Source organism: Salinicoccus siamensis, assembly GCF_055391965.1.
In genome coordinates this window covers 2,076,748-2,093,433 of sequence record NZ_AP043765.1, presented here as the reverse complement: position 1 = coordinate 2,093,433, position 16,686 = coordinate 2,076,748, and the positions used below count along the sequence as shown (strand labels likewise).

The 16,686-nt window shown below is 44.3% G+C and carries 31 protein-coding genes; 30 read left to right on the top strand and 1 reads right to left on the bottom strand.

The features are described from left to right. Positions 1-6 precede the first annotated feature (6 nt). A complete protein-coding gene (locus ACZ5LF_RS10790; RefSeq protein WP_380570149.1) occupies positions 7-681 on the bottom strand; it encodes a PepSY domain-containing protein in 675 nt (224 codons plus the stop codon). A gap of 148 nt (positions 682-829) precedes the next feature. Between ACZ5LF_RS10790 and ACZ5LF_RS10785 the strand changes: the two genes are divergently transcribed. From ACZ5LF_RS10785 to ACZ5LF_RS10640, 30 genes are all read left to right on the top strand, one after another. Continuing rightward, entirely contained in the window at positions 830-1,468 is a 639-nt protein-coding gene (locus tag ACZ5LF_RS10785) for a YczE/YyaS/YitT family protein (RefSeq protein ID WP_380570150.1), read from the top strand. Positions 1,469-1,501: 33 nt separating this feature from the next. After that, positions 1,502-2,836: an NCS2 family permease gene (locus tag ACZ5LF_RS10780; RefSeq protein WP_380570151.1), complete on the top strand. Its 1,335-nt coding sequence runs from the start codon at positions 1,502-1,504 to the stop codon at positions 2,834-2,836. Between the two features lie 312 nt (positions 2,837-3,148). Continuing rightward, a complete protein-coding gene (gene rpsJ / locus ACZ5LF_RS10775; RefSeq protein ID WP_344701597.1) occupies positions 3,149-3,457 on the top strand; it encodes a 30S ribosomal protein S10 in 309 nt (102 codons plus the stop codon). 25 nt (positions 3,458-3,482) lie between these two features. Beyond that, positions 3,483-4,145, top strand: a complete 663-nt coding sequence (gene rplC / locus ACZ5LF_RS10770; protein WP_380570152.1) for a 50S ribosomal protein L3 — start codon at positions 3,483-3,485, stop codon at positions 4,143-4,145. A 30-nt stretch (positions 4,146-4,175) separates the two neighbouring features. Next, positions 4,176-4,799 carry a 50S ribosomal protein L4 gene (rplD, locus tag ACZ5LF_RS10765; RefSeq protein WP_380570153.1) on the top strand — a complete coding sequence of 208 codons (624 nt, stop codon included), beginning with the start codon at positions 4,176-4,178 and terminating at the stop codon, positions 4,797-4,799. Further along, a complete protein-coding gene (rplW, locus tag ACZ5LF_RS10760; protein WP_344701591.1) occupies positions 4,799-5,071 on the top strand; it encodes a 50S ribosomal protein L23 in 273 nt (90 codons plus the stop codon). The genes rplD and rplW overlap by 1 nt, the downstream gene beginning before the upstream one ends. Before the next feature lie 30 nt (positions 5,072-5,101). Next, positions 5,102-5,935, top strand: coding sequence for a 50S ribosomal protein L2 (gene rplB, locus ACZ5LF_RS10755; RefSeq protein WP_380570154.1), 834 nt, complete (start codon positions 5,102-5,104; stop codon positions 5,933-5,935). 58 nt (positions 5,936-5,993) lie between these two features. Next, positions 5,994-6,272, top strand: a complete 279-nt coding sequence (rpsS, locus tag ACZ5LF_RS10750; protein ID WP_380570155.1) for a 30S ribosomal protein S19 — start codon at positions 5,994-5,996, stop codon at positions 6,270-6,272. Positions 6,273-6,305: 33 nt separating this feature from the next. Then, complete coding sequence (gene rplV, locus ACZ5LF_RS10745) at positions 6,306-6,692, top strand: 50S ribosomal protein L22 (protein WP_344701585.1); 387 nt, start codon at positions 6,306-6,308, stop codon at positions 6,690-6,692. A gap of 21 nt (positions 6,693-6,713) precedes the next feature. Next, positions 6,714-7,358: a 30S ribosomal protein S3 gene (rpsC, locus tag ACZ5LF_RS10740; RefSeq protein WP_344701583.1), complete on the top strand. Its 645-nt coding sequence runs from the start codon at positions 6,714-6,716 to the stop codon at positions 7,356-7,358. 15 nt (positions 7,359-7,373) lie between these two features. Continuing rightward, positions 7,374-7,808: a 50S ribosomal protein L16 gene (rplP, locus tag ACZ5LF_RS10735; RefSeq protein ID WP_344701581.1), complete on the top strand. Its 435-nt coding sequence runs from the start codon at positions 7,374-7,376 to the stop codon at positions 7,806-7,808. Beyond that, a complete protein-coding gene (gene rpmC, locus ACZ5LF_RS10730) occupies positions 7,798-8,007 on the top strand; it encodes a 50S ribosomal protein L29 (protein WP_344701579.1) in 210 nt (69 codons plus the stop codon). Before rplP ends, rpmC begins: the two co-directional genes overlap by 11 nt. Positions 8,008-8,082: 75 nt before the next feature. Further along, positions 8,083-8,292 (top strand): 30S ribosomal protein S17, encoded by a 210-nt coding sequence (gene rpsQ, locus ACZ5LF_RS10725; RefSeq protein WP_464759847.1) that lies wholly within the window; start codon positions 8,083-8,085, stop codon positions 8,290-8,292. A gap of 29 nt (positions 8,293-8,321) precedes the next feature. Next, a complete protein-coding gene (rplN, locus tag ACZ5LF_RS10720) occupies positions 8,322-8,690 on the top strand; it encodes a 50S ribosomal protein L14 (RefSeq protein ID WP_344701575.1) in 369 nt (122 codons plus the stop codon). A gap of 31 nt (positions 8,691-8,721) precedes the next feature. After that, the gene (rplX, locus tag ACZ5LF_RS10715; RefSeq protein WP_380570157.1) at positions 8,722-9,057 is read left to right on the top strand and encodes a 50S ribosomal protein L24; all 336 of its coding nucleotides are present in this window, start codon (positions 8,722-8,724) and stop codon (positions 9,055-9,057) included. 23 nt (positions 9,058-9,080) lie between these two features. Continuing rightward, positions 9,081-9,620: a 50S ribosomal protein L5 gene (gene rplE, locus ACZ5LF_RS10710; protein ID WP_380570158.1), complete on the top strand. Its 540-nt coding sequence runs from the start codon at positions 9,081-9,083 to the stop codon at positions 9,618-9,620. Positions 9,621-9,639: 19 nt separating this feature from the next. Further along, positions 9,640-9,825: a type Z 30S ribosomal protein S14 gene (locus ACZ5LF_RS10705; RefSeq protein ID WP_344701569.1), complete on the top strand. Its 186-nt coding sequence runs from the start codon at positions 9,640-9,642 to the stop codon at positions 9,823-9,825. Between the two features lie 30 nt (positions 9,826-9,855). Further along, positions 9,856-10,254, top strand: coding sequence for a 30S ribosomal protein S8 (gene rpsH, locus ACZ5LF_RS10700; protein WP_344701567.1), 399 nt, complete (start codon positions 9,856-9,858; stop codon positions 10,252-10,254). A 24-nt stretch (positions 10,255-10,278) separates the two neighbouring features. Next, positions 10,279-10,815 carry a 50S ribosomal protein L6 gene (gene rplF, locus ACZ5LF_RS10695; protein WP_380570159.1) on the top strand — a complete coding sequence of 179 codons (537 nt, stop codon included), beginning with the start codon at positions 10,279-10,281 and terminating at the stop codon, positions 10,813-10,815. A gap of 21 nt (positions 10,816-10,836) precedes the next feature. Next, on the top strand, positions 10,837-11,199 hold the full coding sequence (gene rplR / locus ACZ5LF_RS10690) for a 50S ribosomal protein L18 (protein ID WP_380570160.1): 363 nt from the start codon (positions 10,837-10,839) through the stop codon (positions 11,197-11,199). Positions 11,200-11,220: 21 nt separating this feature from the next. Next, positions 11,221-11,721: a 30S ribosomal protein S5 gene (rpsE, locus tag ACZ5LF_RS10685; RefSeq protein ID WP_344701562.1), complete on the top strand. Its 501-nt coding sequence runs from the start codon at positions 11,221-11,223 to the stop codon at positions 11,719-11,721. Between the two features lie 16 nt (positions 11,722-11,737). Then, positions 11,738-11,917 (top strand): 50S ribosomal protein L30, encoded by a 180-nt coding sequence (gene rpmD / locus ACZ5LF_RS10680; RefSeq protein WP_344701560.1) that lies wholly within the window; start codon positions 11,738-11,740, stop codon positions 11,915-11,917. Between the two features lie 24 nt (positions 11,918-11,941). Further along, positions 11,942-12,382 carry a 50S ribosomal protein L15 gene (gene rplO, locus ACZ5LF_RS10675; RefSeq protein ID WP_344701558.1) on the top strand — a complete coding sequence of 147 codons (441 nt, stop codon included), beginning with the start codon at positions 11,942-11,944 and terminating at the stop codon, positions 12,380-12,382. After that, positions 12,382-13,680 carry a preprotein translocase subunit SecY gene (gene secY / locus ACZ5LF_RS10670; RefSeq protein ID WP_380570161.1) on the top strand — a complete coding sequence of 433 codons (1,299 nt, stop codon included), beginning with the start codon at positions 12,382-12,384 and terminating at the stop codon, positions 13,678-13,680. Before rplO ends, secY begins: the two co-directional genes overlap by 1 nt. Positions 13,681-13,691: 11 nt before the next feature. After that, on the top strand, positions 13,692-14,339 hold the full coding sequence (locus ACZ5LF_RS10665) for an adenylate kinase (RefSeq protein ID WP_380570162.1): 648 nt from the start codon (positions 13,692-13,694) through the stop codon (positions 14,337-14,339). Positions 14,340-14,489: 150 nt separating this feature from the next. Beyond that, entirely contained in the window at positions 14,490-14,708 is a 219-nt protein-coding gene (infA, locus tag ACZ5LF_RS10660; RefSeq protein WP_017547668.1) for a translation initiation factor IF-1, read from the top strand. 30 nt (positions 14,709-14,738) lie between these two features. Next, complete coding sequence (gene rpmJ, locus ACZ5LF_RS10655; RefSeq protein WP_017473641.1) at positions 14,739-14,852, top strand: 50S ribosomal protein L36; 114 nt, start codon at positions 14,739-14,741, stop codon at positions 14,850-14,852. Between the two features lie 24 nt (positions 14,853-14,876). Further along, complete coding sequence (gene rpsM, locus ACZ5LF_RS10650; RefSeq protein WP_344701551.1) at positions 14,877-15,242, top strand: 30S ribosomal protein S13; 366 nt, start codon at positions 14,877-14,879, stop codon at positions 15,240-15,242. A 22-nt stretch (positions 15,243-15,264) separates the two neighbouring features. Further along, complete coding sequence (gene rpsK, locus ACZ5LF_RS10645; protein WP_344701549.1) at positions 15,265-15,654, top strand: 30S ribosomal protein S11; 390 nt, start codon at positions 15,265-15,267, stop codon at positions 15,652-15,654. An 87-nt stretch (positions 15,655-15,741) separates the two neighbouring features. Then, entirely contained in the window at positions 15,742-16,686 is a 945-nt protein-coding gene (locus ACZ5LF_RS10640) for a DNA-directed RNA polymerase subunit alpha (protein ID WP_380570163.1), read from the top strand.

Below are 16,686 nucleotides of genomic sequence, written 5' to 3'. Positions count from 1 at the left end.
ATTTGATTAATCATCGGTTTTCAGGACTTCTCCATTTTCTGCATTGATTTTAACATCATGACTGTTGCTGTCTTTCTTCAGTTCTACCTCGTATTCCAGCTGACCATCATCCTTATCTAGACTCCATCCTTCCAGCTTGCCATCTTTCTCGTCCATTGCGGTCTGGATGGCGTCTTCTGCTGGGATGGCATCTTGGTAATTGAAATGTTCATCCGTATCGAAGTCGCTGTCTTTTTCGTTTTCTTCATTAATTACGGAAAGGTCATCAGCTGAGATGTGCGCTTCGTATTCTTCGCTTTCATTCTCAAATTCTACTTTGTAGACCCACGCATCATTTTCTTTTTCGAACTCTAGACTTTTCAACTCCCCTTCGAAATTATCAGATGCCGTCTGTACCGCTTCATCCGCACTATGTTTTATTTCCTCAGGAGATATGGTATTGCTGGTGGTGCCGGAGGATTCGTCCGTAGTTCCGCTCGCCGAGCTACTTTCAGTAGTAGCCTTATTACTGCTGGAACTTTCATCTGTTCTCTCTTCTGTCGTAGTTTCTTCTGTCGTTTCGTTTGCTGTACTTTCTTCTGTTGTGGTTTCCGCATTCTCACTTTCGGAGTCATCACTGCATGCCCCGACTATAAGTGACGTCGCGAGGAGTAAACTTGCTAACTTGTATCGTCTGTTCATAAGATTGCTTCGCCTCCCATAAAACATTTAGTATCATATTCCCGTACCAGCCAATGTTAAAACTATTAATAGGGTCTGTAAAGCATATTGCAATTTTTTGTGGCCGGGCGTACACTAGTTTAGATAATAATAGGTATGGAGGTGCCCTGTGAAAACCAATATAATGAAACGCTGGATATTTTATATGATGGGTCTTGTCATTTTGGCCTTAGGTGTTACGCTGACAATCAAGGGTCATCTCTTGGGGCTTGGGTCATGGGATGTTTTCCATTATGGATTGTGGCAGACATTCGGCCTCACAATCGGAAGCTGGTCCATTATAGTCGGTGCAGTAATTGTCATATTCACTGCGGTGATGACGCGTGAATGGCCTCGTCTCGGAGTCTACGTCAATATGCTCTCCATCGGCATTTTCATCGACCTCTTCAATTGGCTGCTGCCGAATTTTGAAGGTTGGACGCAACATACAATCGTCTTTTCCATCGGTCTTTTAGTAATGTCATTTGGTGTGGCATTCTACATCACCCCAAATCTCGGTGCCGGGCCGCGTGATTCACTGATGCTTCTAATGGTCGAAAAATTTGGCTTAAAAATTTCCGTTGCCCGAAATATCATGGAATTCAGTGCAGCGGTAGGGGGCTATCTATTGGGTGGCCCGGTATTCATAGGCACCCTTGTGATTGTATTTGGGCTTGGTAAATTAATAGAAGCGTGGCTACCTTTAACGCGTCGTCTACTGGTACTGTTTTTGGGCGCTGAAGATAAGAACATCATTAAAGTGATCTAGTTTTTATAATATGACAAATGAATGGAGTAGATTATGAAAAAGTTTTTTGACTTTGAAGGGCATGGCACGACTTACCGCAGCGAAATCATCGGAGGATTGACCACATTCCTTTCGATGGCATACATACTAGCCGTCAACCCATCTGTATTGTCACTTCAGGGGATAGAGGGGATACCTGATTCCATGGGCATGGATATGAACGCAGTATTTGTGGCCACTGCACTCGCAGCTTTCATCGGCTGTCTCATCATGGGATTATATGCAAGGTATCCGATTGCATTAGCACCTGGCATGGGGCTTAACGCATTCTTCGCATTTACGGTGGTTCTGACGATGGGTATACCATGGCAGACCGCGCTGACAGGTGTCCTCTTCTCAGGTGTGATTTTTGCCTTGCTGACGATTAGTGGGTTGAGGGAATATGTCATTAACTCAATCCCTATGGAGATGAAGATGGCAGTCAGTGCAGGTATAGGCTTCTTCATTACCTTTGTGGGACTTCAAGGCGCCGGTATTATAGTGATGAATGAAGCGACACTTGTGGGATTGGGTACACTGCATGACCCTAAAGTACTTTTGGCGGTAGGCGGTCTCTTCCTTACAGCAGTGCTCATGGCAAAACGCGTCCCGGGTGCGATATTCTTCGGTATGATACTGACGGCCGTGGCAGGACTCGTCCTTGGGCTTGTACCGAGACCTGAAAGTGTCTTTGGACCTGTGCCAAGCATGGCGCCGACTTTTGGTGCAGCATTCGAAGCATTTTCGAATCCGGCGGATATTTTTAATGTACAGTTTCTGATTGTGGTCCTGACATTCCTATTTGTAGACTTTTTTGATACGGCGGGCACATTGGTAGGTGTAGCAAGTCAGGCGAATATGATCAAGGACAACAAACTGCCGCGTGGAGGACGTGCACTGCTTTCCGATTCGATTGCTACAATAGCAGGTGCAATCTTCGGTACTTCTACTACGACTTCATATATCGAGTCGACAGCTGGGGTGGCAGCAGGTGCAAGAACTGGTTTTGCGAGTGTCGTGACTGGTTTTCTTTTCTTATCTGCAATTTTCCTATCGCCTCTTATAGTGACATTCACTTCAGAAGTGACGGCCCCAGCCCTGATCATCGTAGGAGCGCTCATGGTCTCCAATCTGTCTAAGGTGAGGTGGGATCAGTTTGAAGTCGCGGTACCTGCTTTCCTGACTATGTTCATGATGCCATTGACCTATAGTATTGCAACGGGTATTGCGATCGGTTTCGTATTCTACCCGATTACAATGATTATGGCAGGGCGGAGAAAGGAGATCCATCCTATAATGTATGGGTTGTTTGTGGTGTTCATTCTATACTTCATATTCATGACGGAATAACCATTGAAAACCACGGAAAAATGATGTAATATTATACATCTTGATCATGATCAAGTGAAAATAGTGAAAGAATCTCGAGGTAACCCTTGATTTTTTCGCTTTTTTCGTGTAATATATCTAGCGTTGGACTGAAATGGGTGGCAACCACCCATGCTGAAAGACAAACGCCACAACTACAGTGGGCGCGTGTTTTTCGAATCGATGAAGCGAGAGGTTACTGACACGCCAGGCCGCATTGCCATGGCTGCGTGTAAGAGAATTTTCGTGGAGAAGTCTATCACACAATGATGACGACCAAAAGGAGGTTAAATAATGGCAAAGCAAAAAATTCGTATTCGTTTGAAAGCTTACGATCACAGAGTGTTGGATCAGTCGGCAGAGAAGATTGTAGAAACAGCAAAACGTTCTGGTGCGGATGTATCGGGTCCTATCCCACTCCCTACAGAAAAGGCTGTTTACACGGTTATCCGCGCGGTGCACAAGTACAAGGATTCCCGTGAGCAATTCGAGCAGCGCACACACAAGCGCCTTATAGACATCGTCAACCCTACACCGAAAACAGTAGATGCCCTCATGGGACTCAATCTGCCATCAGGTGTAGACATCGAAATTAAATTATAAATTATAGTAGGAGGTGCGACTTTCGATGACCAAAGGAATCTTAGGTAAAAAAGTAGGAATGACTCAAGTTTTCGGAGAAAACGGAGAGTTGATTCCTGTAACAGTAGTTGAAGCAGCAGGAAACATAGTACTGCAGAAGAAAACGGAAGAAACTGATGGGTACAACGCTGTACAAATCGGTTTTGACGACAAGCGTGAATATTTTGAAGGTGCAAGAACCAAAAAATATGCAAACAAAGCAGAAACCGGCCATGCCAAAGCATCCGGCAAAGCTCCTAAGCGCTTCGTACGCGAATTCAAAAATCTCGCAGCAGATGAATTCGAGGTAGGTCAAGAAGTCACTGTAGATACATTTGAAGCAGGAGACGCAGTGGACGTGACGGCAACATCCAAAGGTAAAGGTTTCCAAGGCTCAATCAAACGCCATAACCAAAGCCGCGGACCAATGTCACACGGTTCCCGTTTCCACAGAAGCTCTGGTTCAATGGGACAAGCCTCTGACCCATCCCGCGTATTTAAAGGCAAAGAATTGCCTGGACGCATGGGCGGCGAAACTGTCACCCTACAGAATCTTGAAATCGTAAAAGTGGACGCAGAACGTAATGTTCTATTGATAAAAGGTAATGTACCTGGTCCACGTAAAGGCTATGTAAAAGTCGTAACAGCAATCAAAAAAGGTGTTAAATAAATAGTAATTCAGGAAGGGAGGATTTAACACATGGCAAACATAGATGTATTGACTAAAGAAGGAACGAAAGTTAACTCTATAGAACTCAATCAGGACATCTTCGGCATCGAACCGAACCAGCATGTGCTGTTTGAAGCTGTAAACCTGCAACGTGCATCACTGAGACGCGGCACGCATTCCGTCAAGAATCGCGCAGCAGTACGTGGTGGCGGTAAGAAACCATTCAGGCAAAAAGGTACCGGTAACGCCAGACAAGGTACGATTCGTGCGCCGCACTATCGTGGAGGCGGAGTCGTTTTCGGACCGACTCCAAGAAGTTATTCCTACAAAATGCCTAAGAAGATGCGTCGTCTTGCATTGCGCTCTGCACTTTCCGCAAAAGCGAATGAAGAGGCAGTCACAGTAGTCGATAACTTGACTATTGATGCACCTAAAACAAAAGATTTCCTTGCGATTCTCAACAACCTCAAAGCGGATAGGAAAGCACTTCTTGTTCTTGAAGCAGAAGATGTCAATATCGAACTTTCAACCCGCAATCTGCAAGGTGTCACACTGTTGACGCCAGAAGAGCTCAATGTGCTTGACATTCTTTCTGCAGATCGTGTCATCTTCACAGAAGGTGCTATCAAAAAAGCAGAGGAGGTGCTTCTGTAATGGATGCACGCGATATCATTAAACGCCCAGTCATCACTGAGCGTTCTGCTGACTTGATGTCATTTGACAAATACACTTTTGATGTAGATGTGAAAGCTAACAAGACACAAGTCAAACATGCAGTAGAAAACATTTTTGATGTAAAAGTCAGCAAAGTCAACATAATGAATTATAAGCCGAAGAAAAAACGTATGGGACGTTACAGCGGCTATACTAAGAAAAGAAGAAAAGCGATCGTAACACTAAAAGAAGGCTCTATTGATATATTCTAAGAGCTGTTACCAATAAGGAGGTAAAACGAGATGGCGATTAAAAAATATAAGCCGACCACCAATGCTCGTCGTAATATGACTGGTTCCGACTTCGCAGAAATCACATCAACGACACCGGAACGGTCATTGTTACAGCCGCTTCCGAAAAAAGCGGGACGTAATAACCAAGGTAAGATTACAGTGCGTCATAGAGGTGGCGGACACAAGCGTCAATATAGAACAATCGACTTCAAACGCATCAAAGATGGCGTGCCTGCGCGCATCACTCAAATAGAGTATGACCCGAACCGTTCAGCCAACATAGCACTTGTCATCTATGCTGATGGCGAGAAAAGCTACATCCTGGCTCCTAAGGGTGTGCAGGTTGGCCAAGAAGTGATGAGTGGACCTGAAGCCGACATCAAAGTAGGTAACGCAATGGCGCTTACAGACATCCCTGTCGGTACTACAATCCATAATATTGAACTTAAGCCAGGCAGAGGCGGCCAGTTGGTCAGATCTGCAGGCGCAAGAGCTCAAGTACTTGGTAAAGAAGGTAAGTATGTACTGGTTAAACTGCGTTCTGGTGAAGTGCGTATGATTCTTTCAACATGCCGTGCAACAATCGGTGCTGTCGGCAACGAGCAGCACGAATTGATCAATATCGGTAAAGCAGGTCGTTCCAGATGGAAGAAGAAACGCCCTACAGTTCGTGGTTCTGTTATGAACCCTAACGATCACCCGCACGGTGGTGGTGAAGGACGTGCCCCAATCGGTATGCCGTCACCTATGTCTCCTTGGGGTAAACCTACCCTTGGCAAGAAGACGCGTAGAGGCAAAAACCGTTCTGACAAGCTGATCGTAAGAGGACGCAAGAAGAAATAAATGAAACCATAGTGTGCGGATAAAATATCCGCACGCATTATTGGAAGGAGGCGCCAAAATGGCACGCAGTCTTAAAAAAGGACCTTTTGTTGATGATCACCTCATGAAAAAGGTGGAAGCACTCAACGAAGGCAACAAAAAAAGTGTAATTAAAACTTGGTCACGCCGTTCCACGGTATTCCCTAACTTCATCGGACATACTATTGCTGTATACGACGGCCGTAAGCATGTACCGGTTTATGTCACAGAGGATATGGTCGGTCATAAGCTTGGAGAATTCGCTCCGACAAGAACTTTCAAAGGCCATGGAACTGACGATAAGAAAACAAGAAGATAAAAGTGATAAGACGGAATAAAGGAGGAACGAAAGATGCAAGCGAAAGCAGTTGCTAAAACTATAAGAATTGCTCCTCGTAAAGCGAGAATGGTCCTGGACCTGATTCGCGGCAAGGAAGTTGGAGAAGCCATCGCAATTCTTAAACTCACAAACAAAAGAACATCGCCGGTAGTTGAAAAACTGGTTCATTCAGCTGTAGCCAATGCTGAGCACAACTACGACATGGACGTCGAAAACCTGTTCATCTCAGAAGCTTATGCTGATGAAGGGCCGACATTGAAACGATTCCGCCCGCGTGCACAAGGCCGTGCGACTAAAATCAACAAGCACACGAGCCACATCACTATAGTTGTTTCAGAAGTTGCAGAAGAAGCAGTACAGGAAACGACTGAAGAAGCTGAAACAGAAGAAAACGCATAAAACCACAAGGAGGGAATTAATTTGGGTCAGAAGATAAATCCTATTGGACTTCGTACAGGAGTCATCCGTGATTGGGAAGCGAAGTGGTACGCAGAGAAAGATTTCGCAGACCTTTTGCATGAAGATCTTAAAATTCGTGAATATATCGAAAAAAACCTTAAAGACGCAGCCATTTCCAAAGTGGAAATCGAACGAGCGGCTAATCGTGTGAACATCGCACTTCATACCGGCAAGCCAGGTATGGTCATCGGTAAAGGCGGTAGTGAAATAGATAAGCTCCGCACAGCGTTGACGAACCTCACAGGCAAGAAAATCCACATCAACGTTGTAGAAATCAAGAAAATTGATATGGATGCAAAGCTTGTTGCAGAAAACATCGCACGTCAGCTTGAAAACCGTGTATCTTTCCGTAGGGCACAAAAACAAGTGCTGCAAAGAGCGATAAGAGCTGGAGCTAAAGGCATTAAAACGCAAGTTTCAGGGCGTCTCGGCGGCGCTGACATTGCACGTTCAGAAGGCTACAGCGAAGGAACAGTTCCACTTCACACTCTCCGTGCAGATATAGATTATGCACATGAAGAGGCTGATACAACATACGGTAAACTCGGTGTTAAAGTATGGATCTACCGTGGAGAAGTTCTTCCTGTCAAGAATGACAAAAAGTAAGGGAGGAAAATAACAATGCTATTACCTAAAAAAGTGAAATACCGTCGTCAACATCGTCCGGACACAAAAGGACGTGCTAAAGGCGGAACAGAAGTAAGTTTTGGTGAATATGGCCTACAGGCAACAACAACAGCATGGGTAACTTCCAGACAGATTGAAGCTTCCCGTATCGCCATGACACGCTATATGAAACGTGGCGGTAAAGTATGGATCAATATTTTCCCGCATACACCATATACAAAGAAGCCATTGGAAGTACGTATGGGTTCAGGTAAAGGTGCTGTCGAAGGATGGATGGCAGTCGTTAAACCTGGCCGCGTAATGTTTGAAGTTTCAGGTGTGCCAGAAGAAGTAGCGAGAGAAGCACTTCGCCTTGCAAGCCACAAACTTCCTGTAAAGACTAAAATCGTTAAACGTGAAGAATTAGGTGGTGATACGAATGAAAGCTAATGAAATCCGCGAACTGACAACTTCAGAAATTGAAAATAACGTCAAAGACCTTAAGGAAGAACTCTTCAACCTACGCTTTCAACTAGCTACTGGTCAGCTAGAGAACACTGCTCGTATCAAAGAGGTTAGAAAAGCTATCGCAAGAATGAAAACAACTATCCGCGAGAGAGAGCTCAGCGAAGCTAAAGCGAACCAATAATAATAGAGGGAGGCTCACATAGTGGAAAGTAAAACAGAACGTAAAGTTTACCAGGGCCGCGTCGTATCCGACAAAATGGATAAGACCATCACTGTAGTCGTAGAAACTCAGAAAAGACACCCGATCATTGGTAAACGTGTCAAATATTCCAAAAAATATAAAGCTCATGATGAAAATAACACTGCTAAGACTGGCGATATCGTAAGAATCGAAGAAACTCGCCCATTGTCTGCAACTAAGCGTTTCCGTCTAGTGGAAATCGTGGAAGAAGCAGTTATCGTCTAAACAATCGAAGATAAAGGAGGTCTATTCGCATGATCCAACAGGAATCCCGCTTGAAAGTGGCAGATAACTCAGGCGCACGTGAAGTGCTGACTATCAAAGTCTTAGGTGGAACAGGCCGTAAGACAGCAAACATTGGCGATGTCATCGTTGCAACTGTAAAAAATGCAACACCTGGTGGCGTTGTTAAAAAAGGTGAAGTAGTAAGGGCTGTAATCGTTAGAACCAAATCCGGTGTACGTCGTGAAGATGGTTCCTATATCAAATTTGATGAGAACGCATGCGTAATCATCCGTGATGATAAAGGTCCAAGAGGTACGCGTATCTTCGGTCCCGTTGCTCGTGAACTGCGTGAAGGCAACTTCATGAAGATAATCTCACTGGCACCAGAAGTACTTTAATCTACATTTAAATTAAGGAGGTGCGATTCCCATGCACGTAAGATCTGGAGATAAAGTCGTTGTAATCAGCGGTAAAGATAAAGGTAAAGAAGGCACGGTCCTAAAAGCGATCCCTGCAAAAAACCGTGTAATCGTCGAAGGCGTCAATATGATGAAGAAACATCAGAAGCCTTCCCAGATGAACCCTGAAGGCGGCATCCTTGAAACTGAGGCGGCCATCCATGTTTCCAACGTCATGCACGTTGACCCTGAATCAGGCGAACGCACTCGTGTCCGTCAAGAAGTAAAAGAGGACGGTTCTAAAGTCAGAGTAGCAGTAAAATCAGGTAAAGAAATCCCTAAAGCAGCATACGAAAAAAATAACTAAGCAGTGGAAGGAGGTCCATATTAATGATACGCCTTAAAGAAAGATACAATGATCAAATCAAAAACGAACTAGTGAATAAATTTAACTACACATCTGTTATGCAAGCTCCGAGAATCGAAAAGATCGTAGTCAACATGGGAGTTGGTGATGCTGTTCAAAACGCTAAAGTACTCGATACGGCAGTAGAAGAATTGACGGCGATCACAGGACAGAAGCCAGTAATTACAAAAGCTAAAAAATCCATCGCAACGTTCAGGCTTCGTGAAGGTATGCCTATCGGTGCCAAAGTCACTCTCCGTGGCGATAGGATGTATGATTTCCTGGATAAGCTGATTTCAGTATCTCTACCACGTGTCAGGGACTTCAGAGGTATTTCCAAGAAAGCATTCGATGGCCGCGGCAACTATACACTCGGCATAAAAGAGCAGTTGATCTTCCCTGAAATCGACTATGACAAAGTCTCCAAAGTAAGAGGTATGGATATTGTTGTTGTTACGACAGCGAACACAGACGAAGAAGCCCGTGAGCTGCTCACTCAGTTCGGAATGCCATTTCAAAAGTAAGCTATAAGGAGGCAAAATTGTGGCTAAAAAATCAATGATAGCTAAACAGAAAAAAGAACAAAAGTTTAAAGTACGCGAATATACACGCTGCGAGCGTTGCGGGCGTCCACACTCAGTCTACCGCAAGTTCAAGCTCTGCCGTATATGTTTCCGTGAACTTGCTTACAAAGGTCAGATCCCTGGCGTTAAAAAAGCAAGTTGGTAAGCGCCATAAATTGAAAGGAGGCAACTAGTAATGACACTCTCAGATCCAATTGCAGATATGCTAACTCGCATCAGAAATGCGAACATGGTGAGACACGATTCACTAGAAATCCCTGCATCCAACATCAAAAAGGAAATTGCAGAGATTCTGAAAACAGAAGGTTTTGTTAAAAATGTTGAATACATTGAAGATGACAAACAAGGCGTCATCCGTGTATTCCTCAAGTACGGCAGCAAAAATGAAAAAGTCATCACTGGTTTGAAACGTATTTCCAAACCAGGACTTAGAGTATATGCAAGAAGAGAAGAGCTTCCTAAAGTTCTTAACGGACTTGGAATCGCACTCATCTCTACTTCAGAAGGCGTACTTACTGATAAAGAAGCACGCAAAAGAAATATCGGCGGGGAAGTACTCGCATACGTTTGGTAATGAATTAACAGGAGGTGCAAAGAAATGAGCCGTGTAGGTAAACGTATTATTGAAATTCCTAGCGACGTAACAGTCGAAATCAATGACAATACAGTCAGCGTAAAGGGCCCTAAAGGGGAACTTGTCAATACTTTCAATGAAAAAATGACTTATGAGCTTGAAGATAATACACTTCAGGTCGTCAGGCCAAATGATTCTAAAGAAAACCGTACGAATCATGGTACAACGCGTGCGCTTATCAACAATATGATCGTTGGCGTATCGCAAGGATTTACTAAGGAACTCGAACTTGTAGGTGTTGGTTACCGTGCGCAGATGCAAGGTAACAAACTCGTACTGAGTGTTGGGCTTTCTCACCCGGTTGAATTCGAACCTTCTGAGGACCTTACCATTACAGTGGAAGGCAACACGAATGTTAAAGTTGAAGGCATCAACAAAGAATCTGTTGGAGCACTTGCTTCTAAGATCCGTGCTGTACGTCCACCAGAGCCATATAAGGGCAAAGGTATCCGTTATAAAGGCGAACTGGTTCGTCAAAAAGAAGGAAAAACTGGTAAATAACTAAGTGGGGAGTGAACATTAATGATCGCAAGGATCGATAAAAATAAAGTCCGTCAAAAAAGACACGAACGCGTGCGCAGCAGACTTTCCGGTACTGCAGAAAGACCGCGTCTGAACGTCTATCGCTCGAACAAGCATATCTATGCTCAGTTGATTGACGACAATCAGCAGACTACTCTTGCAAGTGCTTCCACACAAGATCCAGATTTCAAAGGTGAAGTTGGATCCAACAAGGAAGCTGCAGCAGAAGTGGGAGCTTTGATTGCGAACCGTGCTAAAGACAAAGATATTAAAAGCGTAGTATTTGACCGTGGAGGCTATCTGTATCACGGACGTGTGCAAGCACTAGCAGAAGCAGCCCGCGAAAATGGTCTACAATTCTAATCGAAGGAGGGAATCACACTTATGGCTCGTAGAGAAGAAAAAGTACAAGAGTTCGAAGAACGTGTTGTTACAATCAACCGTATCGCTAAAGTCGTAAAAGGTGGACGTCGTTTCCGTTTCTCTGCACTTGTTGTTGTAGGGGACAAAAAGGGACGTGTTGGCTTTGGTACAGGCAAAGCACAAGAGGTGCCTGAAGCTATCAAAAAAGCGATCGAAGCAGCGAAGAAAGACCTCATCGAAGTACCGCTCGTAGACGGTACGCTGCCTCATGAAGTGATCGGCAGGTTCAGCTCAGGTAATGTATTGATGAAGCCAGCTGCGCCAGGTACAGGAGTTATCGCCGGTGGTCCGGTTCGTGCGGTATTGGAACTTGCGGGTGTAACTGATATACTAAGCAAGTCGCTTGGTGCGAATACTCCAATTAACGTTGTCCGCGCGACTATGACTGGACTCTCTGAACTTAAAAGTGCAGAAGAAGTTGCTAAATTGCGTGGTAAATCTGTAGAAGAGTTACAAAATTAAGGAGGGATTTACAGACATGGCAAAAATTAAAATCACCCTCAAAAAAAGCTTGATCGGAAAGACTGAAACACAAAGGCAGACAGTTGCTTCACTAGGACTGAAAAAGCTGCATCATTCCGTCGAGTTGGAAGATACACCTCAACTCAGAGGCCAAGTCGCAAAGGTTAATCACCTGGTCTCAGTTGAAGAGAAATAATTATATTATATAGGAGGTGCGGAGATGAAACTACATGAAATGAAGCCGGTTGAAGGCGCACGTAAAAGTCGTCATCGCGTCGGACGCGGTATGTCTTCAGGTAATGGACAAACAGCTGGACGTGGTCATGATGGTCAGAACTCCCGTTCAGGCGGTGGAGTGAATCCGACGTTTGAAGGTGGACAGCTACCACTTTTCCGTCGTATACCTAAACGTGGATTTACGAACATCAACCGTAAAGAATATGCAGTGCTTAATTTGAGCGATTTGAATCGCTTCGATGATGGTACTGAAGTAACACCTGAAATGCTGAAAGAAAATGGTATTGTTAAGGATGCTAAATCTGGTATCAAAGTGCTTGGCAATGGCACTCTTGAGAAAAAGTTAACAATTAAAGCTCATAAGTTTTCTGGTTCAGCTGCTAAAGCAATAGAGGAACAGGGCGGAAGCTACGAGGTGATCTAATGATCAGCACGATCTCCAATTTCTTTAGGATTAAAGAAATCCGAAGTAAGATCCTCTTTACTTTGGCAATGCTCGTGATCTTCAAAATCGGCACTTATATACCGGTTCCAGGTGTGGACCCGAGTGTATTTGATGCCGGAGCAGGACAACAGGGCGTGCTTGATCTAATGAACACCTTCGGTGGTGGCGCACTGATGAACTTCTCGATCTTGGCAATGGGGATCATGCCTTATATTACGGCATCGATCGTCGTCCAGCTTCTACAGATGGATGTAGTGCCAAAATTTGCCGAGTGGGCCAGTCAAGGTGAAGTAGGAAGGCGTAAACTGAGTCAGTTTACTCGTTATTTCACAATAATACTTGCGTTCATTCAATCATTGGGAATGTCCTTTGCTTTTAATCAGATGTTTGAAGGTATGCTTCTTGATAACAACAACATTGCATCGTATCTTCTGATTGCGCTCGTCCTTACTACAGGAACAGCGTTCCTCATGTGGTTAGGGGAGCAGATTACGACCCATGGGGTCGGCAATGGCATCTCAATCATCATATTTGCAGGTATTCTCGGAATACTGCCAAGTTCAATCATACAGCTGTACCAACAGAAGTTTTTAGGTGCAGATGACACAACAGTGGCTGTACTACAGATGGTCGGTTTGTTCATATTGCTGGTTCTTATTACAGCATTCGCAGTCTTTATACTGCAGGCTGTGCGTAAAATCCCAGTACAATATGCCAAGCGCCAGAGGACTTCGACCCAACTTGGGCCGCAGTCAACGTTCCTGCCGCTTAAAGTCAACCCTGCAGGGGTTATACCAGTTATCTTTGCTATGGCATTCTTCATGATGCCACAGACTTTGACACTGTTCTTCCCTGATGCAGGTTGGGCACAGACTGTGGCGAGACTCGCCGACCCCACCGATTGGATAGGCATGATATTCTATGTCGCACTGATTATCGCGTTCACTTACTTCTATTCATTCGTTCAGGTCAACCCTGAAAAAATGGCTGATAATCTCAAGAAGCAAGGGAGTTATGTCCCAGGTATACGCCCAGGTAGAAACACTCAGGAGTACATCACTTCGGTGCTTTACAGGCTCGTATTCGTAGGTTCTCTCTTCCTTGCAGGAATTTCGATCCTTCCACTGCTCATCACCAAATTCATGGATCTGCCTCAGGCAATCCAGATTGGCGGAACAAGCTTGCTGATCGTGATTGGTGTGGCACTTGAGACTATGAAGCAACTGGAAGCACAGGCGAACCAAAGAGAATATCGTGGCTTCAGAAAGCGCAGGTAGGAGGAAATCGTATGAATATCATTTTGATGGGATTACCTGGTGCCGGAAAAGGCACCCAGGCTTCCAAAATTATTAAAAAATACCCGATCCCTCACATCTCGACTGGGGATATGTTCCGTCTTGCTATCAAAAACGGAACAGAACTCGGTAAAAAAGCAAAGTCATTTATGGATGCGGGTGAACTGGTGCCTGATGAAGTTACAATAGGCATTGTAAAAGAACGTCTAGCCCAAAGCGATGCGAAGGAAGGTTTCCTGCTGGATGGCTTCCCCCGTACCGTGGAGCAGGCTGAAGCGTTGAACATCATCATGGAGGAGCTTGGGACAAAGATCGATAGGACGATTTTTGTGGAAGTGACCGAAGAAGAACTGATGAATCGTTTGACTGGGCGCCGCATCTGCGAAATTTGCGGCACGACTTATCACCTGGTGTTCAACCCACCTAAGCAAGAAGGCGTATGCGACCTTGATGGTGGTAAGTTGTATCAGAGAGAAGACGATAATCCTGAAACAGTTGCGAATCGTCTAGAAGTGAACATCAATCAGACAACACCGATGCTTGATTTCTATGAAAATCAAGGTGTTCTTGTTAAAGTGGATGGATCACAAGATATCGATGAAGTATTTGATGATGTCGATGAGATTCTGCAGAGTATATAGGGATATTCACCTCTACAGACGCTTTGGGTGAATATTACTTGTATGATAACGGAAAATATCCTAGTTCATATTTTGGCGTTAAGTGTAGATCAATCTTCACCTGAAGTGAATTTCTAAAAGAGTTTAGAAGCTGTAAAGGGGGAATTTGCAATGAGTAAACAAGATGTTATCGAACTGGAAGGCACAGTGCTGGATACACTGCCGAACGCCATGTTCAAAGTGGAACTGGAAAATGGGCATGAGATTCTCGCACATGTTTCCGGCAAAATCCGCATGAACTATATACGTATCCTTCCTGGAGATAAAGTAACAGTAGAAATGTCACCGTACGACTTGACACGTGGCAGGATCACTTATCGTTTTAAATAATGGACTCCACATTCTAAGGAGGTAAAACACATGAAAGTAAGACCATCAGTCAAACCTATCTGTGAGAAATGCAAAGTCATTCGCAGAAATGGCAAAGTTATGGTAATCTGTGAGAACCCTAAGCATAAACAGAAGCAAGGCTAATATATAATAACGGAGGTGTAACATATGGCTCGTATTGCAGGAGTAGACGTACCGCGTGAAAAACGCATCGTAATCTCACTCACTTATATTTACGGTATCGGTAAATCAACAGCACAGGAAATCCTTGGTAAAGCAGGTGTGTCTGAAGACACGCGTGTAAGAGATTTGACTGATGACGAACTGAATAAAGTCCGTGAAGTCATCGACACGTACAAAATTGAAGGTGACCTTCGCCGTGAGCAAAGCCTCAACATAAAGCGTTTGATGGAAATTGCCTCATACAGGGGAATCAGGCACCGTCGCGGACTGCCAGTGCGTGGACAGCATACAAAAAACAATGCCCGCACACGTAAAGGTCCAGTTAAAACAGTTGCTAACAAGAAGAAATAATTAGGGAAAAGGAGGAGAAAAAATGGCTCGTAGACAACAAACACGTAAACGTAGAGTGAAAAAGAATATTGAATCAGGCGTAGCGCATATCCGTTCAACATTCAACAATACGATTGTGACGATTACTGATGATTTCGGTAACGCACTGTCATGGTCTTCAGCTGGTGCACTTGGCTTCAAAGGATCCAAGAAATCTACACCATTTGCTGCACAGATGGCTTCTGAAACAGCTTCAAAAGCTGCTATGGAGCATGGCCTCAAAACTGTTGAAGTTACAGTAAAAGGTCCTGGTGCAGGCCGTGAATCTGCAATCCGTGCACTGCAATCAGCAGGGCTTGAAATCACAGCAATCAGAGATGTCACTCCTGTACCACACAATGGCTGCCGTCCACCTAAACGTCGCCGTGTATAATTACTGGTCACAGGAAAAATCCGAGTGTAATGTAATATACGTGGCTGCATAATATTTTCGACGTTTAAAGGGAGGATAAGTAGACAAATGATAGAAATCGAAAAACCTAGAATTGAAACAGTTGAAATGTCGGATGATTCTAAGTTTGGTAAGTTTGTTGTCGAACCTCTAGAAAGAGGCTATGGGACAACACTTGGAAACTCCTTACGTCGCATTCTGTTATCTTCATTACCTGGTGCGGCAGTCAAAACGATAGAAATCGAAAATGTGCTGCATGAATTCTCGACTGTAGATAACGTCGTAGAAGATGTTACAACCATCGTCACAAACATCAAGAAGCTTGCACTTAAAATCTATTCTGATGAAGAAAAAACACTTGAGATTGATTTTAGTGGTGAAGGCATTGTTACAGCAGGTGACATCACCCATGATAGTGACGTTGAGATTTTGAACCGCGACATGAAAATCGCGACAGTCTCAAACGGAGGCCAGTTGAAGATCCGCATGATAGCGAACCGTGGAAGAGGCTATACTCTTGCTGAAGTCAATAACAAGAGCGAAATGTCCATCGGCGTCATCCCTATCGACTCGATCTATACACCTGTCGAACGTGTCAACTACACTGTTGAAAATACACGTGTAGGTCAAATGACGAACTTCGATAAACTGACTCTCGACATCTGGACTGATGGATCAATAACACCTCAGGAGGCTGTGTCCCTTGCAGCTAAAATCATGACGGAACATCTGAATATCTTCGTCGGACTTACTGATGAAGCTCAGAATGCAGAAATCATGATTGAAAAAGAAGAAGATCAGAAAGAAAAAGTTCTGGAGATGTCAATTGAAGAACTGGATCTGTCAGTACGTTCCTACAACTGTCTGAAACGTGCAGGCATCAACTCTGTCCAAGAACTGACCGACAAGAGTGAAGCTGATATGATGAAAGTAAGAAACTTGGGACGAAAGTCTCTTGAAGAAGTCAAATTCAAACTCGAGGACCTCGGTTTGGGGCTCCGCAACGAAGACTGA